The organism is Nitrospirota bacterium, assembly GCA_040756155.1.
GTDB lineage: Bacteria > Nitrospirota > Thermodesulfovibrionia > JACRGW01 > JBFLZU01 > JBFLZU01.
In genome coordinates this window covers 1-19,882 of the sequence record JBFLZU010000070.1, presented here as the reverse complement: position 1 = coordinate 19,882, position 19,882 = coordinate 1, and the positions used below count along the sequence as shown (strand labels likewise).

The 19,882-nt window shown below is 38.9% G+C and carries 18 protein-coding genes; 9 read left to right on the top strand and 9 right to left on the bottom strand.

What is annotated here, in order from left to right; translation table 11 throughout:
- The first annotated feature begins 10 nt into the window (after window positions 1-10).
- The 8 genes from mreC to AB1488_07115 all read left to right on the top strand — a co-directional run bounded on the left by mreC (window position 11) and on the right by AB1488_07115 (window position 8,879).
- Complete coding sequence (mreC, locus tag AB1488_07150) at window positions 11-844, top strand: rod shape-determining protein MreC (protein MEW6409873.1); 834 nt, start codon at window positions 11-13, stop codon at window positions 842-844.
- Complete coding sequence (gene mreD / locus AB1488_07145; protein ID MEW6409872.1) at window positions 841-1,410, top strand: rod shape-determining protein MreD; 570 nt, start codon at window positions 841-843, stop codon at window positions 1,408-1,410. Before mreC ends, mreD begins: the two co-directional genes overlap by 4 nt.
- Window positions 1,410-3,212: a penicillin-binding protein 2 gene (gene mrdA / locus AB1488_07140; protein MEW6409871.1), complete on the top strand. Its 1,803-nt coding sequence runs from the start codon at window positions 1,410-1,412 to the stop codon at window positions 3,210-3,212. Before mreD ends, mrdA begins: the two co-directional genes overlap by 1 nt.
- A gap of 127 nt (window positions 3,213-3,339) precedes the next feature.
- Window positions 3,340-4,458, top strand: coding sequence for a rod shape-determining protein RodA (gene rodA / locus AB1488_07135; GenBank protein ID MEW6409870.1), 1,119 nt, complete (start codon window positions 3,340-3,342; stop codon window positions 4,456-4,458).
- Window positions 4,455-6,992: a TIGR03960 family B12-binding radical SAM protein gene (locus tag AB1488_07130; protein ID MEW6409869.1), complete on the top strand. Its 2,538-nt coding sequence runs from the start codon at window positions 4,455-4,457 to the stop codon at window positions 6,990-6,992. Before rodA ends, AB1488_07130 begins: the two co-directional genes overlap by 4 nt.
- Before the next feature lies 1 nt (window position 6,993).
- Complete coding sequence (locus tag AB1488_07125) at window positions 6,994-8,493, top strand: Rne/Rng family ribonuclease (GenBank protein ID MEW6409868.1); 1,500 nt, start codon at window positions 6,994-6,996, stop codon at window positions 8,491-8,493.
- Between the two features lie 72 nt (window positions 8,494-8,565).
- The gene (locus tag AB1488_07120; GenBank protein ID MEW6409867.1) at window positions 8,566-8,664 is read left to right on the top strand and encodes an AURKAIP1/COX24 domain-containing protein; all 99 of its coding nucleotides are present in this window, start codon (window positions 8,566-8,568) and stop codon (window positions 8,662-8,664) included.
- A gap of 8 nt (window positions 8,665-8,672) precedes the next feature.
- The gene (locus AB1488_07115; protein MEW6409866.1) at window positions 8,673-8,879 is read left to right on the top strand and encodes a hypothetical protein; all 207 of its coding nucleotides are present in this window, start codon (window positions 8,673-8,675) and stop codon (window positions 8,877-8,879) included.
- A gap of 3 nt (window positions 8,880-8,882) precedes the next feature.
- Here AB1488_07115 and AB1488_07110 read toward each other — a convergent pair whose 3' ends face one another.
- A complete protein-coding gene (locus tag AB1488_07110) occupies window positions 8,883-9,671 on the bottom strand; it encodes a hypothetical protein (GenBank protein ID MEW6409865.1) in 789 nt (262 codons plus the stop codon).
- Window positions 9,672-9,726: 55 nt separating this feature from the next.
- Here AB1488_07110 and AB1488_07105 point away from each other — a divergent pair, with 55 nt between their 5' ends.
- Window positions 9,727-10,875, top strand: coding sequence for a geranylgeranyl diphosphate reductase (locus AB1488_07105; GenBank protein ID MEW6409864.1), 1,149 nt, complete (start codon window positions 9,727-9,729; stop codon window positions 10,873-10,875).
- 11 nt (window positions 10,876-10,886) lie between these two features.
- On the opposite strand, the gene AB1488_07100 is transcribed toward AB1488_07105, so the two are convergent.
- The 8 genes from AB1488_07100 to AB1488_07065 all read right to left on the bottom strand — a co-directional run bounded on the left by AB1488_07100 (window position 10,887) and on the right by AB1488_07065 (window position 19,877).
- A complete protein-coding gene (locus AB1488_07100) occupies window positions 10,887-11,048 on the bottom strand; it encodes a hypothetical protein (GenBank protein MEW6409863.1) in 162 nt (53 codons plus the stop codon).
- Window positions 11,049-11,406: 358 nt separating this feature from the next.
- Window positions 11,407-11,664, bottom strand: a complete 258-nt coding sequence (locus AB1488_07095) for a type II toxin-antitoxin system RelE/ParE family toxin (GenBank protein MEW6409862.1) — start codon at window positions 11,662-11,664, stop codon at window positions 11,407-11,409.
- Entirely contained in the window at window positions 11,661-11,858 is a 198-nt protein-coding gene (locus tag AB1488_07090) for a hypothetical protein (protein MEW6409861.1), read from the bottom strand. The genes AB1488_07095 and AB1488_07090 overlap by 4 nt, the downstream gene beginning before the upstream one ends.
- Before the next feature lie 656 nt (window positions 11,859-12,514).
- Window positions 12,515-12,784 carry a hypothetical protein gene (locus AB1488_07085; GenBank protein ID MEW6409860.1) on the bottom strand — a complete coding sequence of 90 codons (270 nt, stop codon included), beginning with the start codon at window positions 12,782-12,784 and terminating at the stop codon, window positions 12,515-12,517.
- 228 nt (window positions 12,785-13,012) lie between these two features.
- Window positions 13,013-14,071, bottom strand: a complete 1,059-nt coding sequence (locus AB1488_07080) for an LAGLIDADG family homing endonuclease (GenBank protein MEW6409859.1) — start codon at window positions 14,069-14,071, stop codon at window positions 13,013-13,015.
- A 186-nt stretch (window positions 14,072-14,257) separates the two neighbouring features.
- Window positions 14,258-18,571, bottom strand: coding sequence for an acyl-CoA dehydratase activase (locus AB1488_07075; GenBank protein ID MEW6409858.1), 4,314 nt, complete (start codon window positions 18,569-18,571; stop codon window positions 14,258-14,260).
- 41 nt (window positions 18,572-18,612) lie between these two features.
- Window positions 18,613-19,710 carry a fructose-1,6-bisphosphate aldolase/phosphatase gene (fbp, locus tag AB1488_07070; protein MEW6409857.1) on the bottom strand — a complete coding sequence of 366 codons (1,098 nt, stop codon included), beginning with the start codon at window positions 19,708-19,710 and terminating at the stop codon, window positions 18,613-18,615.
- Between the two features lie 44 nt (window positions 19,711-19,754).
- Entirely contained in the window at window positions 19,755-19,877 is a 123-nt protein-coding gene (locus tag AB1488_07065) for a thiamine-binding protein (protein ID MEW6409856.1), read from the bottom strand.
- Between the last annotated feature and the right edge of the window lie 5 nt (window positions 19,878-19,882).

The window sequence follows — 19,882 nt, the reverse complement described above, 5'->3', positions numbered from 1 at the left end:
GGGACTACCAATGCTTCAATTCCTTCTTAGATATAAGAAGGTGGCTATACTTTTCTTGATAATCCTTTTCTCATTCTTATGGATGAGCCTACAGAGTCGTACCCTCAAAAACCAACCCATACTGAATCATATTGCAAATTTCATAGCCCTCCCTATTGAAAGGGGGATAGTCTCAATCTCTGGCGGGATAATCCATCTGTGGGATAGATATATCTATGCCGTCAAGACATTTTCTGAAAACCAGCGGTTTAAAGAAGAGATTGAAAAATTGAAAGGAGAGATGGCTCAACATATGGAAATCCTTGAGGAAAACAAACGCCTCAGACAGTTGCTAATGCTCAAAGAATCAGAAACTAGATATGTGACGGCGGCAAGGGTGATAGGCAGGGATCCTACAAACTGGTTCAGGATTGTTACTGTAAATAAAGGCAGAGATGATGGAGTGCATAAGGATATGGTCGTCGTCACACCCTCAGGGGTTGTAGGAAAAATATTTCAGCCAGGACCTCACTACTCTAAAGTTTTACTCATTACTGACATCCAGAGCACAATATCTGTAAGAATACAGCACACAAGGGATGAAGGAATAGTAGAAGGTAAGGGCACAGACAGATGTCACCTTAAATATATTCCACATTCTGTTGATCTGAAGATCAACGACGCCGTCATAACATCAGGATTAGATAATATATATCCTGCGGGATTGTTTGTAGGCTACATCTCTAAGATAAATAAAAAGGGTGGTAGTGGTCTATTTCAAGAGATAGAGATAATTCCTGGTGTAAGACTTAACAGAATCGAAGAAGTAGCTATAATTGATAATAGAAAGGAACAAAGAAGATGAGATTCATAATCCTGATTGTATTTTCTTTCTTTCTCATATCTATCCAGTCTACCCTTTTAAATAGATTGGGTATCCTTGAAATTAAACCAGATCTTACACTCATAGTAACTTACTTTGTAGGTATATATAACAGGTTGATGATTCCGTATAGTGTAGATATACGCAATAATCGCAATATATCGCTATACTTTAATGACCCTCAGGTCTCAGGTATGGTTACGGGTGCCATAATGGGCTTTTTATTAGATATGGTCTCTGGTGTTATTATCGGACCTAATCTTATATCAAAATCCACCATCGGTTTTCTATCAGGTAAATTTTCACAGAATATTTTTAAGATCGATGCCGGGATTAATGCCATCCTTATCCTCATTCTCTCTATCATTGATGGTATCATTAATTATGTCTTCCTTAACATATTCTGGTATGCCTATCCTATTGTTGAATTATTTACCAGAATTATTCTTATACAACCTCTCTATAACAGTATTCTCGGTACTGTAATGTTAATGTTATTTAAATATTTATATCATACATTCAGGGTAAAAGAGAGGGGTCTTATTTAATGATAGATGTAAATAGAGACAACAGAGAAGATATAATAAAAAGGATTAAATACCTCAGTATTATCGTAGCGGTATTCTTCTTAATATTTACCATAAGAATATGGCATCTCCAGATACTCAAAGGCAAACACTATAGAAACCTCTCAGAAAATAATAGAGTACGTGTCATCAAGACCATTCCTCCGCGAGGCATACTCTATGATAGAAATAGTATACCTATTGTAAACAATATACCGAGTTTCGATGTAACATTCAGTATCGAAGATACATACACAGAGGAGAGAATCGAAGAAACCATCAAAACACTTGGATTCCTGCTTAATATTCCAGAAGAAGATATAAAGAAAAAGATTGCTAACTATAGACAGAGCAAACCTTTTGAGCCAGTGAGGGTAAAAGAAAATATTACATGGAAAGAGGTCGCAATGATTGAGGCACGCAGGAGTGACCTGTTAGGTGTATCGGTAGAAGCAACGGTAAAACGGGATTACCTTTATGGTGACATAGGTGGACATTTACTCGGATACCTCGGAAGGATAACACCCGAGCAGTCAAAGGATCACGAATACAGGAATCTCCCATCGTCTATTGCAATCGGACAATGGGGTATAGAGCGAACATTCGACAGAGCCCTCAGAGGAACCCCTGGAAACAGGATGATAGAAGTGAATGCTATAGGTCAGGAGATAAGAATGCTATCTGCGAAAGAACCAGAGAAGGGGAATGATATCCATCTTACCATTGATATAAAAACACAGAAGGCTGCAGAAGAAGCATTAGGTAAACATTCAGGGGCAATAGTTGCCATGGATCCGATGAGTGGTGAGATATTAGCCCTCGTCAGTCGCCCTGGATTTGATCCAAATCAATTTTCAAAAGGTATAAGTCGCCAGCAATGGCAGGGTTTATTGAATCACCAGGATCATCCACTTACAAACAGAGCTACCCAGGGACTCTATCCACCAGGTTCTACATTCAAGATAATAGTTGCTGCTGCAGGGCTTGATACCGGCATTATAGATCCATCTTGGAGTGTAAGGTGTCAGGGTTCGATACGATTTGGAGGAAGAGACTATAGATGCTGGAAAAAAGAAGGACATGGTATTGTTTCTCTACACAGAGCTATAGTGGAATCCTGCGATGTCTATTTTTATGAATTAGGAAGGAAGCTCGGCGTAGATAGGATTGCAGAATACGCAAATAAATTCGGGCTTGGTATGGTTACCGGAATATCTGCTAATCCTGAAAATGCAGGGGTAATACCTTCAACTTCGTGGAAGAAAAAGATAAAAGGAGAAAGATGGTTTTATGGAGAAACACTATCTGTGTCTATCGGACAGGGCTACATATCTGTAACACCATTGCAGATGGCAGTGGCTCTAAGTGCCTTTGTAAATGGCGGTAAGATCTATAAGCCACGGATTGTGCGTAATGAAAATATAGAGTCACGGGATGTGCATTTAAATGACATCGAAGTACTTGATTTTATTCGTCAGTCCCTTCAGGATGTCGTTGAAGCACCAGAAGGAACAGGCAGAGCAGCACAATCGAAGATCACAACCATAGGTGGTAAGACTGGAACATCACAGGTTATAGGAATACAGAGTGGCAAACCACTGTCTCATTTAAGAAAGTTTGCTGACCATGCGTGGTTTATTGCCTTTGCACCTGTTGATTCCCCTTCTATTGTTGTTTCTGTTCTGGTAGAACACGGTAGGAGGGGAGGAACCACAGCAGCACCGATAGCAAAAAAGGTTATTGAGGCATATATCGAGAGCAATAAGAACAAGGCTGTTCAATAATAGGAGTGTTTTAGTGTGTTATTGCGAAGAGCAAAGCGACGAAGCAATCTCACCCTTCGACAAGCTCAGGGTGCATGGCGAGCTTCAGGGTGCATGGTGAGTTTGTAGAACCATAAGGAGAATAAAGGTGCTTGATAGAAGATTAATAGCAAACTTCGACTGGGGCATCGTGGGATTAACACTCCTGATAACAGCCATTGGAATCATAACCATCTTCAGTGCTACTAGAGGTTTAGACTCTCAAAATATACCTTTTTATATCAAGCAGATATTATGGACATTGTTAGGTATTGCAGGAATGCTGTTTGTTGTGAGTATTGATTACAGAACTATTGCTAAGCACGCATATCTGCTATATGGTATAGGCATTTTTTTACTTGTATTAGTCCTCTTTGTTGGGAGGGCAGGCATGGGTGCACAGAGATGGATATCAGCAGGATCATTCTCATTTCAACCATCTGAATTTGCAAGACTTTTCTTCATACTCGCCCTTTCAAAATATCTCTCTGAGAATAAAGACAGTGGAGTCTATAGTATAAAGGAACTAATTATACCCGCTATCTTCTTTCTCATCATACCCTCCCTTCTCGTAATAAAACAACCCGATTTGGGAACTGGGATGGCGTTTTTATTTACATTCTTCGTTATGACTACTGTAGCAGGATTAAAGGTAAAGGCGCTAACAATACTTATCTCTATAGGTATTCTATCAGTCCCATTTCTAAGTGAAACATTGTGGTCACAGCTTAAAGAATACCAGAGAAACCGTATCATCGCCTTCTTTCAACCCGATACAGATCCCCTCGGTATTGGATACCATATAACACAATCAAAGATAGCTATAGGTTCAGGACAGTTCTTTGGGAAAGGCTATCTCTCCGGCACACAGGGGTATCTTAGGTTTCTTCCTGAACGACATACAGATTTCATATTCTCTGTCTTTGCCGAAGAATGGGGATTTATCGGGTGTATCATCTTATTTGCTATATACCTGTTTTTGATATTTATGGGTATAGAGGTCGCCTTAAAGTCAAAAGATCATCTTGGATGCATAATGGCAGTAGGAATAATATCTACGTTCTCTCTTTATACCTTCATAAATATCGGAATGACACTTGGTATTGCCCCTATTGTTGGAATTCCTTTACCTTTTATGAGCTATGGCGGTAGCTCTATGCTTACGAATTTTATTTCCATTGGTCTGTTGCTCAATATCAAAATGAGGAGGTTTCAACTTTTCTATTGAACCAATTTCTATATAAGGTACAAAGACCAAGCAGATATATCGACCATGAGATAAATGCTGTTCATAAATCATGGGATGATACAAAGGTAAAGGTTGCATTAGTATTTCCAGACACATATGAAGTTGGAATGTCCCATATAGGGTTAAAGATTCTTTATGGTCTTTTAAATACAAGAAACGATGTCCTATGCGAACGAGCCTATGCCCCATGGATAGATTATGAAAAGATGTTGAGAAACAATGGCATACCACTTATGAGCACTGAGTCATCTACACCATTAAATCGGTTTGATATAATCGGGTTTACACTCCAGTATGAGCTGACATTTACAAATATACTCAATATACTCAACCTTTCAGGTATACCATTGAAAACAGAAGAACGAGAAAAGGGTTTCCCTCTTATAATTGCAGGAGGGCCATGTGCCTCCAATCCTGAACCTCTATCAGAATTCATCGATGCCTTTGTCATCGGAGATGGTGAGGATGTAATTAACGAGATCATCGATCTATACAGAGAATGGAAGGAGAATAGAGCCTCAAAGACATCCCTGATGAATGCCCTCTCATCGGTAAATGGGGTGTATGTTCCAGCGGTATCCAATCAATCGGTAATCAAGAGAATAGTTCATAACCTTGATGATGCATATTTTCCTGATACACCAGTCATGCCATATATTAAGACAATACATGACAGAATTGCGGTAGAGGTATCAAGGGGTTGTACGCGTGGATGTAGGTTCTGTCAGGCAGGAATTATATACCGTCCACTGAGAGAAAGGACACCCTTACGAATAATTGAGATAACTGATAGATCATTGAAGAGCACAGGGTATAAGGAACTCTCACTGGTATCGCTCAGCATAGGGGATTATTTCTCTCTTTTCCCCCTTCTCAGAGAACTTACAGATAGATATTCCAGCCAGCATGTATCCGTATCACTCCCTTCCATTCGGATAGGAACACTTAACAGCGAGATAATCCAGGAGATTAAAAGGGTGAGAAAGACAGGATTTACTATAGCACCGGAGGCAGGCTCTGTGCGACTGAGAAACATTATAAATAAGCCACTTGACGAGGAAGAATTATCAAAAACTGTAGCCAATATATTTACACATGGATGGAACATCTTGAAGATGTATTTTATGATAGGGCTACCATTCGAAAACCATGAAGATTTAGACGGTATAGTCACAATGTGCCACAGGGTTTTTGATGTAGCGAAAAGATACAGTAAGAGATTCGTTAATATAAATGTAAGTGTCTCTACATTTGTGCCAAAACCACATACCCCATTTCAATGGTCAGGACAGATACCACAAAATGAAATCATGCGGACAATGGAATATCTGAAGAGCCAGGTGAAAAGGCAATTAAATCTTAAATTTCATATCCCTGAGATGAGCCTTCTTGAGGCTTGTATCTCAAGGGGTGACAGGAATATCTCACGCCTCATAAAAGAGGCATGGCGTCTCGGATGCCGATTCGATGGATGGACAGAGTCGTTCGATTTTAAAAAATGGCTTAATGCATCTGAGGTCACAGGCATAGATTTATATCATTATGCATGCAGAGAGAGACCTACGAGTGAAGAACTCCCATGGAAACATATAGATATAGGTGTAACAACAGCATTCCTTAAAAGCGAATATGCCAGAGCAAAAAGGGGTAATACAACAGAAGACTGCCTTTACTCCACATGTGCTGGGTGTGGACTGCAGGATAGATGTGAGTTAACCGTAATAGATACAATTAAACGCAATACCGCAACACAACAGCACCACATCATTGCGGCGCCGCAGCACCGAGGCACAATCAGTATTCCACCTTCGGCTATAAAGATAAGAGTTCAATATTCCAAAACGGGGTTGATGCGTTTTCTCTCTCATTTAGAACTGGCGACTCTCTTAACAAGGGCTTTAAGCAGGGCTGATATCCCTGTGGTATATTCTCGAGGTTTCAATCCTCATCCGAAAATCTCCTTTGCCCCACCCTTACCTGTAGGTATAGAGGGCCTGAAGGAATATCTTGACATCGAGGTAATTCCACCAATAGATGTGCATATGCTCATCCAGAGGCTTAACGCAACCCTTCCTGAAGGAATCTCTGTCAGCAGTGCAAAGGTAATTCCGAAGGACAGTAAAACGCTTTCGTCTTTTGTCAAGGGATACATCTATTCTGTAAAATGTAATGGGTGTGATAGAGGATATCTAAAAAATCGTATCGAATCACTGATGCAAAAGAATAGCATTATCATAGCAAGAAAGACCAAAAAGGGGGTAAAGGGTTTAAATATAAGGGAGATGTTAGAACGTATAGAGATTGCAATGGATGAAAATAAGCATAGCCTTAAATTGTGGGTTACGGATGTCTCAGAATCTGGACATAAACTACCAGAGATACTGAAAGTAATATTTGATGACTACACTTCAACAATACCTGTGGATATTAAGAGAATAGGAATTTATGGAATAAAAGCTTGGGAGTGGTTAGACCCATTAGAAGCATTAGAAGTAAAAGGAGAGAAGATTTGATATGTCTACTGAGATAATCGTTAACGCTACAAGGGAGGAAACGAGGGTAGCACTTCTTGAAAACGGACAGGTTACAGAACTGTATATCGACAGAAAAAAGGATACCAGTATTGTAGGGAATGTGTATAAAGGAAAGGTGGTAAAGGTGCTTCCAGGAATGCAGTCTGCCTTCGTGGATATAGGGCTTGAGAAGGCCGCATTTCTGTTTGTATCAGATGTGACAAACAATCTCGATGAATATGTACATCTAATGGAAGAGGAATCTCAGCAAAAACTTGAGGGTACCCTTACCGACTCTTTCCCTCCTTTCTCTATCGAGGATCTTCTACAGGAAGGACAGGATGTAGTTGTACAGGTATCAAAAGAGCCCATCGGAACAAAAGGTGCACGTGTCACCTCATATATCACACTCCCTGGCAGGTATCTTGTCTACATGCCTGGGGTAGAACATATTGGTGTATCAAGGAAGATTGCCGACGATAAGGAAAGGGAGCGGTTGAGAAACATCATTTCTAAGATAAAAAGGCCTAATGCAGGGTATATAGTCAGAACAGTGAGTGAAGGAAGAAACGAAGAAGATTTTAAGGTTGATATGGAATTTCTGGAATTGCTCTGGGGAAATATTCAGAAGAAAAGAGAACGAATATCTGCACCTGCCCTGCTTCACAGCGACTTAGACCTCCTTTTTAAGACAATAAGAGACCTCTTTTCCCAAGATGTGAAAAGACTGATTATAGATAATAAGGAGGAATACAGAAGGGCTATAGATTTTGCAAATACTTATCTCCCTTCACTGGCAACAAAGATTGAATTATATGAAAGAGAAGAACCAATATTCGATGCATATGGTATCGAGATAGAGATATCAAGGGCATTGGGAAGAAAGGTATGGCTGAAGTCTGGAGGCTATATTGTAATTGAACAAACAGAGGCGCTAACTGCAATTGATGTAAATACAGGCAGGTATGTGGGCAAGAGAGACTTCGATGAGACAATACTTAAAACGAACCTCGAGGCTGTAAAAGAAATCGCATACCAACTCAGGTTAAGAAACATTGGAGGAATAATTATAATAGATTTTATAGATATGGAAAGGGAAGAAGACAGGAAAAAGGTTTATGTAGCACTCCAAGAAGCGCTATCAAACGATAAGGCTAAATCCAGCATATTTCAGATATCCGAACTCGGACTCATCGAAATGACAAGAAAGCGGGTAAGAGACAGCCTTGGAAGGATACTCTGCGAACCATGCCCGTACTGCGATGGGAGGGGACATATAAAATCACTGACCACAGTCTGTTACGAGATATTCAGAGAGATAAGGAGGTCAACAAAGATGCGTGGAAAGAATATATTCGTCACAGTTAATCCAAGTGTTGCAGATCTACTTTACGATGAAGAACGACAGGAAATAGAAGACATCGAGAAAGAATCTGGGGTGAAAATTATCGTAAAAGCGGACAACAACATTCATCAGGAACAGTTCGATATAGCCGTATAAGAAAAACTGCTTGCTTTTTGGGTTTCATTTAGGTTATTCATTTAAGGAAATAAAGAGGGAGGTGATTTATTCGTGGGGAGTGTAGTTAAGAAGAGAAAGAAGAAAATGAGCAAGCATAAGCATAAGAAACTCCTCAAAAAAACCAAGATACAGAGAAGGCAGAGGAAGTAAAGGAATAAATGAAAGAGACAAATCTTAAAGAAAGAATGGACATCATGGAAAGAGGAATACGTCTCTTGAGTGATGGACTCGAACCAGACATTAAGGATATGAAGCGTAGTCTTCAGGAGATACAGATAGAGATAAAGGCACTGAAATTATTTTTGGGAAGACTCTCACCTGAATTCAAGAAACAGTATCCTGAGATTATAAAGAAACTGAAGTGAATTTCACTCAAACCTTGTAACCTTTATACCAACAAAATCCATTTTCTTTATATAATCAATGAAGGAAATACGTTTAACCATTCCAGGAGGTGCGTTTGCACCTTTTGTTCCACTTGCATGTATAAGGTATATCCTGCCTTTTTTTACCTCTATAATACCTATATGTCCAACTATCTCATCAACAATCCTTTTCAGAGGTGATTTTATAAAGAACACAATATCACCATTTTTAATCTTTGAGAGTGTTTCATCTTTAAGAAGATGGCTCTTACTAATTATTGCCACTTTTCCTCTTCCTCGTGATCCCTGTATATCTGTGGTTTTTCCAAGCCTCTCTGTAATTTCGATACCCCACTTACCACTATCTATCATATCCTCTCCATACTGATAGCGGTCATCATAGTTAAGAACCCTGCCGTCTCTTAGCAGGCCTTTACCAAAGAAGCGCCTTTTAAGGGCTTCATTTACTGCCTCATCAGGAGTCGAGGTCAATGCAAGTTCAACAGACCTGAATGTCATATACATGCAATCTACCCTATCATCTGCAATGATTACTTCCCTGCGAACATACTCTCCGAGAGGGTCTGTATCGTATGGGCTTCCGATAAATCTTGATGCCCAAAATGCTATGCGCTCACCAATGGGTCTGTCTTTTAGCCTGAACTGTATCAAAGCGATATCATCCCTGCTGCCAAGTAGTCTCTCCGCTGATGACAGTCCAGTAAAACCTATCGAATAACAGAAAAATACCATAACAAATATCATAAACTTTCTATATAACCCTGTATCCATGTTTAAAAATATAACACAATTTGACTTTTTGGTCTATACCTGATAAAAATAGACCATGACAATCAGGGTAGCTGTTATAGGTGGAGGACCCGCAGGCTCTATAGCTGCAAGGACATTAGCCTCAGAAGGTATAGATGTAATTCTCATAGAAAAGAATCCAGGGAGGGATAAACCATGTGGAGGTGGTATACCCTCACCTGCCTTTGACGCACTTAATCTACCTAAAGAGACTATAGAGCGTAAGATTACAAACGTATCTATCATCTCTTCCTCTAATGTTAGGGTAGATGTATCACTTGAAGGAGCCTTTTTAGCAATGGTAAGAAGAGAGATATTTGACTCTGCCCTGATAAAACAGGCTGAAGATGAAGGTGCTGAGATAATTAAGGGGACATTAACAGATTTAAGGCAGACTGCAGACAGTATAACCATAAGATACACTAAAGATGGTATTGAAAAGACAGATACGGTTGATGTTGTAATCGCAGCCGATGGTGTAAATTCAACGGTTGCGAAGATAATGGAATTGAAGAGACCACCTGTTTACATGACTATGGTAGAAAGGATAAAGGTAAATCCATCTGCATTGGAGACATATAAGGAAAGATGCGAATTCTGGTATGGTGATTATCATGCGCCTAAGCTCTATTCATGGGTATTCCCGAAAGGAGACCACATCTCTGTTGGAACAGGTAGCTCTATTGTAGAAGCAAGTAAACTACCATTGTTCTTAAATCGATTTAAAGAAAGACTTGGTAACAGGATTGATGGAGGTATCATCATAAAAAAGGAGGCGTTTCCTATACCTGCATTGTGGCGTGATAACCTTGTAGCAGGCAGGGTACTATTCGTCGGTGATGCTGCTGGGCTCGTAATGCCTGTCTCTTCAGAAGGTATTTATTATGCAATGAAAAGTGGAGAGATCGCTGCAAAAACGATTATTGATTACAAGGAAAACCTCACAGAAAGGAGGCTTCATTCATACCAGAGAAACTGGAATAGAAACTTTGCAAGCCGCTTTAAGCTAATGGGTAAACTCAGGGATTATTTTTACAGAGGTGACAAATATACAGAAAAACTTGTTGAACTCCATAAAAAACCATCTGTCCAGAAGGCATCCATGGATCTATGGCTGAGCAAAAACCTCAGCACAGTAAGTTTGTTAAGATATATCGGGATATTCAGAGAGATATTAAGGTCTTAAGAGAACAGTTCTCAAATATATTTCCTCTCGATATATCTCTTATAACCTTTTATCAATCTCTTATTGTCAGCCTTTGGTGGTAGAATGCTTGATATTTCCGATAAAACCGTTGGTTCAATAACCTCTTTCTTTATTAATTTTTCGTCCATGCTCAATGTCAACTTTGTATTCATATCGACACTTCCTTGACTTATATTTTTTAATCTATTATACACCATATGTCAAAGGAAATTTTTTTATCTTGTCAAGCCAATTTAGAAATGTCCTCTCCCCTAAAGATTTACTATTTCCGAACGAGAGGCAAAGACCCGGCACTCTTTTGATGACACTGAATCCTCTTTTTCTATCGCATAGTTCAAGCACCGGGAAATAAAAAGACATCGTTCACACCATCTGTCACAATAGTTATATATCCCGGAAATATATCTTGGATCATTAGCCAGTCTTAAAATATCTTTTTTATCCATGTTTCAATTATCAATCAGCTTTCATGCTGCATGGGTTAATGACCTGACTAAAACTATATATGCTTTAAAGCCTTCTGTAAATCTCTTTCCGATGTCCAACTCTAAGAATAACAATATCTTTATCTTCCAAATCAAAAATAACTCTGTAATCACCAATCCTGAAGCGATATGTTCCAATTTTAGGATCAGCGAGTTTCTCAGACTGTCTAATTGGATCTTCTTGAAGTTTCAGGAGGGCTTTTCCTATATGGTTTTTTGTGGAGGGATCAAGTTTCTTTATATCCTTTTCTGCCCTGCGGGTATAGACAAGATTATAACTCATCTACCAAAGATCTCTTTATGTGACTTCGTCTTACCAGCTTTATACTCAGCCCTTGCCTCCTTAATGCTTTCCAGATATTCAGGAGAGGTCATTGCAATTAGGTCTTCTATAAAGGCTTCCCTGTCGTGTTTCTTCATCTTTTTTACGGCCTCTATAATCTCATCTACTGATATTGGCACATTCACTTCTAACATCCAAATACCTCCTTTTTAGTTATTTTACCATTTATACTCTTTCTAGTCTACCAAAGAAAAATCTCCTTAAACGCCTTATCCAGAATGCTCGGAATGAGTCATGGTGGATTACTAAAAATGGATTATTAAAAATGTGCCTGTTTCCTTTTCCCCTGAGCAATTTAAATACCTAAGTTAAATCATTCAATCATCTTATTCTTCCCAGAATTTTAATTTAGTAGGCAGACTATATGTTTTCTTCAAACCAATTATTTGAAGAAAAAGCATCATCGATAAGGAAATACCTAAAAGTAACACTATGATTAAATCAAGACTACTATAAGGTTTAGGAACTATAAACAAATCAAAAATAATAAACATAATTAAAACTATGATTGTAAGAAAAAGTAGTTTAAAATTTGGTTTGCTGAATAGAACAGTACTCTCCATCCTAATCCCCTTAGGCATTCCAAGAATTGTTCCTTTAACGGGTGGTTTTATACTTTCGTCCCCCGTATGTAAAATCTCAATAGTTGCTCCATCCTTAAAATCAAGGAACTCAAAAGATAATATAATACCTTTTTCATCGTACGTAGTGTTAACATTAAAATCTATGACTTTTCTTGTTAAAGTTTTAACTGAAGATCTTAGAATCTGAATATTACTATTTAAAATAATTAAAGCGGATCTTTTTCGGCTATATCAAATTTCCTTATTGTATCTTTCCCTTCGTTCCATATTGAAATAATAGTAGAAGTTATCTTTTTAACCTCTTGTTCTTTAAATAATATTTTAATTTTATCCTTATGTGGCGTCTGAGGTTGGCCGACTATTGAGATACTTCTATAAGCATAAGCAAGTCGTTTCTCTTTCTTGCCGAATTTATAAAAGATATAAGCCAAAAATAATCCAATAACTCCTATTATTATACTAATCAAATTTAGCATAACCTTACCTTCCTATAATGCCCGGAGTTTGTTATTAACATTTACACATCTTTTCCTTAATATTTTAATTTTGCCTTCTCTATTAGTCATCTATTTATTTTTTCTAATTTACCTCATCCAAACAACTCCCCCTGCAATTTTTGCAAAATCTTGTTCTGTATTTACAGTCTATAATAGAGTAGGTATATTCTGTTCCAAAGTCTCATAAAAATATCTTGACTTCAAGTTTCAGTACGAATTCATCCCTACCTGCTTATATCTTTTATAAGTTCTATTTTCTTCTTTGCTATCTTTAACTTCTAATCCTAAACCTTCTACACACTTTTTATATTTACGAGCTAAATATATAGATTCATCAACTCCATCATATAAATAGTGGAACAATTTCTCCAAATTTTCTCTTGAGTTGAGTTTTATATAGTATGCCTTTGAACGCTTTTCTGCGTGAATTGCTAAAGGATAATTACTAAAGCCAAATTTAGATCTCGTTTTTTTAATTTTATTAAAACTTAACTGATGTAATCTCTGCCTGTAGATTCCTATCTTATAGAATTCTTGCACAAGTCTTTCAATAAAATATCGAGAACTTGAAACATAACTAGCATTCAATTTGCCGGCACTAATATAAACAGTTCCATCACCATCCCAACATCCCCTTATAAAGTGCCTCATATATTTTTCTGGAATATCGGGGAACTTCATAATGAGACTTTTTCTTTGAATAAGTCCCAACTTATGTAAATCTTCTCTCATTTTTTCACGAAAAAATTCAAACCGGTAAATGTATTTTGATTTGTCGTATGACTGAACATTCTTTTTTATTGGTTTTGTTGAATTAAGAAGAGTTCTTACTTTTTCTAATAGCTCTAAATCTACAGAAGAAATACTTACCCTAAGTCCAGTCCCTGTTTTTGTTGTATATTGAACATTTCCATCTGTAAAAAGTATTCCCAATACCCATGCCATTCCCGGCGTCCACTCACTGAAAAAATTCTCATTAATATTATCGTATTCAAACTTCTCAATTTTCCTCTCTTTAATTGCTAATACTCTTGCTTCAGAACGTTTCCTTCGCTGCAAGCCATATTTATTCATAAGCAACATGACCATTGGTCTTGTGCAGTTAAATTCGTTGGCGATATCTTGGAGGGATTTATTTTGAACATAATATAAGTCTTCAAGTTTTTCTTTTGTAAGTGTTCTGGTTATTAAACCATATTTATCAGGTTTAATCTTTTTGTTTTTACTATCAAACATTAAGCGTAATTGTTCTTTTGAATTTTGCATTCCCTATCTTAATAAATGCTGTAAGTCTTTTTCCAGTTTTCAAATATATTGATGTTTGATTTACTTATCACTTATATCCATTTATTTTTACTTTATAAAAATATTTAACCACATGGCTAATTTTAATCTATCGGTGATATGCGGTCAATAAGAAGTTTTAGGGGTATAGACTGAAAAGGAGGGACTTTACAACTTTTTCTCCCATCTCTGCTTTGCTTGATGCATAAATGCCTCTATCTTTGTCTCTGAGCCTGCATGTTCCTGTCCATCATATGCCATATTCAGAACAGAGATATTGTCGTGGTCTTCAGAAACCTTCTTAAGCAGGGCTGTGACTATAGTCCCGGGCATACAGTTAAATGGCATAGTATTTACAATGCCTGCAGTACCTCGCATTACAAAATCTACACCCTTCCCTATACTCAGTATCGTTTCACCTTCGAATGACCTGTGGACATATGGAGAGGCATTCGAGAGTATCTTAAGGGTCGTCGGCTCATGAAGGGATTTGAGATAGCCATCAAACTCCTTAGCAAATCTATGTTCAACCTTTTTCTGATAAATGTATTTAATCAGTATATCTGTTAGAGCTAAATACTCCCTCTTCAACCATGCCTTTTTAATGGCCATGTAGTTAACATAGTAAAGCCACTCCTCAAATGGTGAAAGCCATACCTCACCACCAAGTGCTTCTATCTTTTTTATGATATTTTCATTGCTGAAGGCATTAAACCTTACGAATATCTCACCAAGTATACCTATGAGTGGTTTCTTTATATCCCTGCATACAGGGATAGCCTCAAAATCTCTCCTTGCATCTCTAAGGACTTCAATAACACCATCCTTACTCCTGATTGCATCAGCCACCTTCGGCAGATATGTTCTGTAAAGGGCTTCTGTTTCACCTTTATTCTTTTCATATGGGCGTGTTTCATGGATGGATTTTATCAAAAGTTCAGATGCAACGATGCCCATCCATGCCTTTTTAATAAAGTCACTCCCAACAATGCCTAATTCTTTATAGAAGGTAGAATCCTGATTTGGCGAGTATATCGGAACACCATTATAGCCGAGTTCATCAAGAACAAGCCTCTGGAAAAAGTTATACTGTCCAAATCTACAAGGACCTGTTCCTGATGGCATAAAGAAGGCGCTCTTTTCAGGTCTGAATCCGCTGCTTTTGACCATTTTTACCATATCCCCTGTCGTTAATGTGCAGGGGTAACATTCCTTTCCTGAGGTATATTTTCTACCAAGTTCTACTGTATCAGCATCTGATTCAGGGAGTACCTCCGCATCTACACCTGAACCCTGAAATGCAGCTGCAAGCGCAAATGCGTGATCAGCCATTCTCGGGATATATAAAGTGCGCCTCTCTCGAGAACCCCTATTTATAGTAACAGTTCTAAGCCTTTTTATCTCATCTATAGCAACATTGCCAATATTTTCAATACTATCAAGAAATGCCTCACATCTCGTTATCACACCGGCATCTGCACTGTGTTCGTCTATCTCTATCTGAAGGAAGTGCTTGCCACCCATTCGTTCCTTGAAATATCTGATAATAAATGCATCAGGACCGCATCCGAAATTTGTTATGTAAATGGCGTTGAGATATTTGTTCTTTCTTATAAATTCAGCGGCTCCGAGTATCCTCTGCCCTGACCTCCAGTACATATTCGGAAATTCATCAGAGATATCTATTGTGTTTAATGGCAGGAAATCCATAGGTATAGGGATCACATCCATATCCCTGAGTTTTCTCGGAATATCAAGATTTACACCTGAATCTACTGAGTTATAAGACCTTCCAACTATCACTATGGCTCTCGGGTATTTTCCTTCAGAAACATCTTTCAATATCTTACTGCCTTCCTTCTGGATAGCGTTATAAAATTCTGCCTGTGCTTTAAATGCAGTATCTATTGCCCTGCGGATGGAACGTATAGATAGATTGTATTTCTCAAAAACATTCTTTATCTCATTTTCAAGAAAACCTCGTCCCCTGCTCATATCCACCACGGGTCTTACAATATCTATATCTTTTACAATTGTTTTGAGAACATATGGAATGGTTTGCACATATGGACATGAAACACCTCTCCTGTATATATCTTTCTCTGTGTTAAGGTTTATGAAACTTGGAACAAATATAGTATCAACACCCTTCTGGATAAGATCGAGCACATGACCATGTGCAACCTTTATCGGGAAACATGTCTCTACAACCACTGACTCCACACCACTGTTTATTATAGACCTGTTCGTCTTATCGGAAAGCACCACATTAAAACCGAGTTCCCGTAGAAGTGTCCCCCAGAATGGTAGATATTCCTGAAAGAAAAGCATCCATGGAAGACCAATTTTTGGACGAGTATCAGGAAAAGAGACTGTTGAGTGTTGCGTATTGTTAATACATCGCTCGTAAGCAGCGGTTAATAACTCTTCCCTTCTCTTAAATAAATCAGGTATCTCTTCTGCTCTCGATTTTCTTTTAACATCATACTTCTCACACCTGCTTCCATAAAATAAAGAACTCCCCTCCCCCTCTATCTTTACCTGTTTTATCTCACACAGGTTTGAGCATCCCTTGCATTCGAATGGGTTTATAGTGTAGTTCCTTTTAGAAAGTCCAAATCCCTTGAACTTAGTTTGGAGTTTGGAGTTAAGAGTTCGGAGTTCAGAGTTTAGTCTTGAGTTTTCTTTATCCTTTAACTCATAACTCTTAACTCTTAACTCATAACTGCCTTTCATATATCTCATAGCTATAAGTGCCATTCCTATAGCACCTGTTACATCATGATCGGGTGGCACTGTTATCCTTCTTCCGAGAACCTTCTCGAAAGCGGCAACTACACCTCTATTAAATGCTACCCCACCCTGGAAAAAGATATTATTCCCTATTCGCTTATCTCCGACAACACGGTTAAGATAGTTGTAAACTATAGAATAACTGAGTCCTGCTACAAGATTATCCTTGGGTGCCCCTCTTTGCAGGTTGCTTACAAGTGCGGTCTCCATAAATACAGTGCATCTTTCTCCAAGCCTGCATGGAGAACAGGATGAAAGCGCCATATCAGAAAACTCATCCTTAATGCTGATGCTGAGTTTCTCTGCCTGTTCTTCCAGAAAAGAACCCGTGCCTGCAGCACATACCTTGTTCATTTCAAAATCAACTATAACACCGTTGTCTATGCTTATATATTTTGAATCCTGTCCACCAATCTCAAATATGGTATCTACTGTAGCATCTATTTCTATTGCAGCAGTAGCCTGTGCGGTTATCTCATTCTTTACAATGTCTGCACCTACAAAGTCTGCTATCATGTATCTCCCAGAACCTGTTGTGCCAACCCCTTTGATAACCACATAATCACCTATCTCATCTCCTATCTCATCAAGCCCTTTTCTTACAGCCTCTATCGGTCTTCCAGCGGTCATCAGGTAGCGCTTTGCAAGAAGGTTCTTGTCTTCATCGAGCACTGCAAGATTTGTGCTTATTGATCCGACATCAATACCAAGGTATGCTGGAATCTTTGGGAGTTGAGAGTTGAGAGTTGAGAGTTGAGAGTTAGAAGTTTGAATCTGGCATGTATTTAGACTATCAACTCTTAACTCCGAACCCTGAATTTTTAATGGTGTAAGCCCCTCACCCTGGTAACCATCAGCGGATCTCAGATATTCCTCCAGTTTTTTGATATATTCTTCTTTAGCTTGCAACTCACCATTCACTAACTTCTTCGCCGCCATCATCGCCGCACCAATAGCACCCATTGTCAGATGATGTTCAGGAATAACAAGATTATCCCCTAATTCAAAAACTTCTCTGAATGCTCGAACCACTCCCTTATTTGAAGCTGCACCTCCAATAAAGATAACGGGAGTATGGATTTTTTTGCCACTGCATATTGTACTCTTAAAGTTTCTTGCCACAGCAAAGCAGAGTCCCGCGATTATATCGTAATCAGGGGTTGCTATCTGCTGGAGGTGTATCATGTCCGATTTCGCAAATACACTACATCTCCCAGCAATCCGAGGAGGCTTTTTCGATTTCATCGCAAGTTCAGCAAACTCTTCTATAGTGAGGTTAAGTCGTTCTGCCTGTTGATCGAGAAATGAGCATGTCCCTGCAGCACATATCGAATTCATCGAGAAATCCTTAAGTATACCATTCTCTAAGATAATTAACCTTGAGCACTCACCACCCATCTCTATGATGGTTTTTATTCCAGGATAAAATCTTGAGACAGCAGTTGATTGTGCTATTATATCGTTAACAAATTCAACAGACAGGATTGAGGCAAGGAGTTTTCCGACAGAACCTGTAATACCAAGACAGTTGGCTGGCTCCGTCTTTTCAAGCAGATTCATGGCAACCTTTAAAGGCTGTCCATAATGTCTTTCATAGGATTCGTGAATTATCCTGAGACCTTCATCCTGGACTATGAGTTTTACACTGATAGAGCCTGCATCAAGACCTATATATCGCCTCTCTGCCATAGATCCCTCCATATGGGCCACTGACTCTATTGGTCATCAACCTATGCGTCGTCCTTGAACCTTCCTTCGATCTTACTCAGCACCTGGGGAAATGTGGTGTATTCAAGTTCATCGAGACTCAGTCTATGAGGCTCAAATGGTCCGTGTCTGCGCATATAGTCAGATATAATATTAGCGGTGTGTCTTGCCTCGTCAAAACTCGGATCATCAAACAGATCGCGAGGTCCTATCAGTCTACCATTTGTTATCTGGAAACCTGCTGCTATTACCCGTGGAGGACCATCAAACCTTGAGGGATTAGCCTCATAGAATGCAACGGGCATGAAGGGCCCATGATGTGATCCCCTCATCCATCCTTCTACAAGGTGAGGAAATGCAAATGGCTCAAGCGCCTCACCTAAAGCGGGAAAACCACTCTGCGTCCTTATAATCATCACAGGGTCATCCTTACCTATATATTTTCCTGCTATAAGTCCAAGCCTCTGTGTGGATGCGACCGCAGCAATCTCACCATCTGTTTTTCTATATATCGCCTTAACCATGTATCGGTCTGTAGCCCCAAGAAGGATAAGAAGGTTATACATTTCTTCAGGGCATGAAAGGGTAATCTTCTTTCCAGCTTTAACATCGAGAACCTCAAATATAAAGCCATCGTGCATACTCGGGTCTATAACAAGACCTACCGTATTGAATGGGTCTGCAAATATCTTAAAGAGTGGCAGATTCCATGCACCTGGGGAGGTCTTATCAGCCATAAAAACTATGACTGGTTCACTTTTTCTTTCTTCAAATTCAATCTCAGCCACACCAGGACCCATACCCTTTACAGTCCCACTGAATGCATCTTTAAGCATATCCTGCCCTGCACCATAGAGTTTCAATTCCTTTGCTACTTCAGTGCACGATGTGAATGTATTCCATGCAAGTTTATGGATATCCTGATTATCTATACCCTTTTCATGGGTCATGATAAGTTCAAGGTCATCGCCACATCGTGTTACATGATAGTCTATCAACAAGTGCTTCTCTTTGGCTGATGACAACTTTTCATTTGCATGCTCGAGAAGCCTCGGATGGACACTTGTATGCCCTACATAACCACCTATATCTGCCTTTATTACACTAAGTGTTATCTTCATAACTCCTCCTGACCGCAGCACCGCATCACCGCAGCACCGCAACACTATTTTGACAGTTCTCTTCCCAGTCTCCGCTCAATGGATTCAACTTTCTTCTTCAATCTGTTTGGCTTACCTTTCCTGTCGTCTATAGATATAGTCGTTATAGCACGCTCTGCGCCCCGCATAGTCT

Excerpts from the sequence above, each read along its gene's own strand:
- mreC (MEW6409873.1), top strand. The coding sequence starts at position 11 with ATGCTTCAATTCCTTCTTAGATATAAGAAGGTGGCTATACTTTTCTTG.
- mreD (MEW6409872.1), top strand. The coding sequence starts at position 841 with ATGAGATTCATAATCCTGATTGTATTTTCTTTCTTTCTCATATCTATC.
- mrdA (MEW6409871.1), top strand. The coding sequence starts at position 1,410 with ATGATAGATGTAAATAGAGACAACAGAGAAGATATAATAAAAAGGATT.
- AB1488_07125 (MEW6409868.1), top strand. The coding sequence starts at position 6,994 with ATGTCTACTGAGATAATCGTTAACGCTACAAGGGAGGAAACGAGGGTA.
- AB1488_07115 (MEW6409866.1), top strand. The coding sequence starts at position 8,673 with ATGAAAGAGACAAATCTTAAAGAAAGAATGGACATCATGGAAAGAGGA.
- AB1488_07110 (MEW6409865.1), bottom strand. The coding sequence starts at position 9,671 with ATGGATACAGGGTTATATAGAAAGTTTATGATATTTGTTATGGTATTT.
- AB1488_07105 (MEW6409864.1), top strand. The coding sequence starts at position 9,727 with ATGACAATCAGGGTAGCTGTTATAGGTGGAGGACCCGCAGGCTCTATA.
- AB1488_07100 (MEW6409863.1), bottom strand. The coding sequence starts at position 11,048 with ATGAATACAAAGTTGACATTGAGCATGGACGAAAAATTAATAAAGAAA.
- AB1488_07095 (MEW6409862.1), bottom strand. The coding sequence starts at position 11,664 with ATGAGTTATAATCTTGTCTATACCCGCAGGGCAGAAAAGGATATAAAG.
- AB1488_07090 (MEW6409861.1), bottom strand. The coding sequence starts at position 11,858 with ATGTTAGAAGTGAATGTGCCAATATCAGTAGATGAGATTATAGAGGCC.
- AB1488_07085 (MEW6409860.1), bottom strand. The coding sequence starts at position 12,784 with ATGCTAAATTTGATTAGTATAATAATAGGAGTTATTGGATTATTTTTG.
- AB1488_07080 (MEW6409859.1), bottom strand. The coding sequence starts at position 14,071 with ATGCAAAATTCAAAAGAACAATTACGCTTAATGTTTGATAGTAAAAAC.
- AB1488_07075 (MEW6409858.1), bottom strand. The coding sequence starts at position 18,571 with ATGGCAGAGAGGCGATATATAGGTCTTGATGCAGGCTCTATCAGTGTA.
- fbp (MEW6409857.1), bottom strand. The coding sequence starts at position 19,710 with ATGAAGATAACACTTAGTGTAATAAAGGCAGATATAGGTGGTTATGTA.
- AB1488_07065 (MEW6409856.1), bottom strand. The coding sequence starts at position 19,877 with ATGCGGGGCGCAGAGCGTGCTATAACGACTATATCTATAGACGACAGG.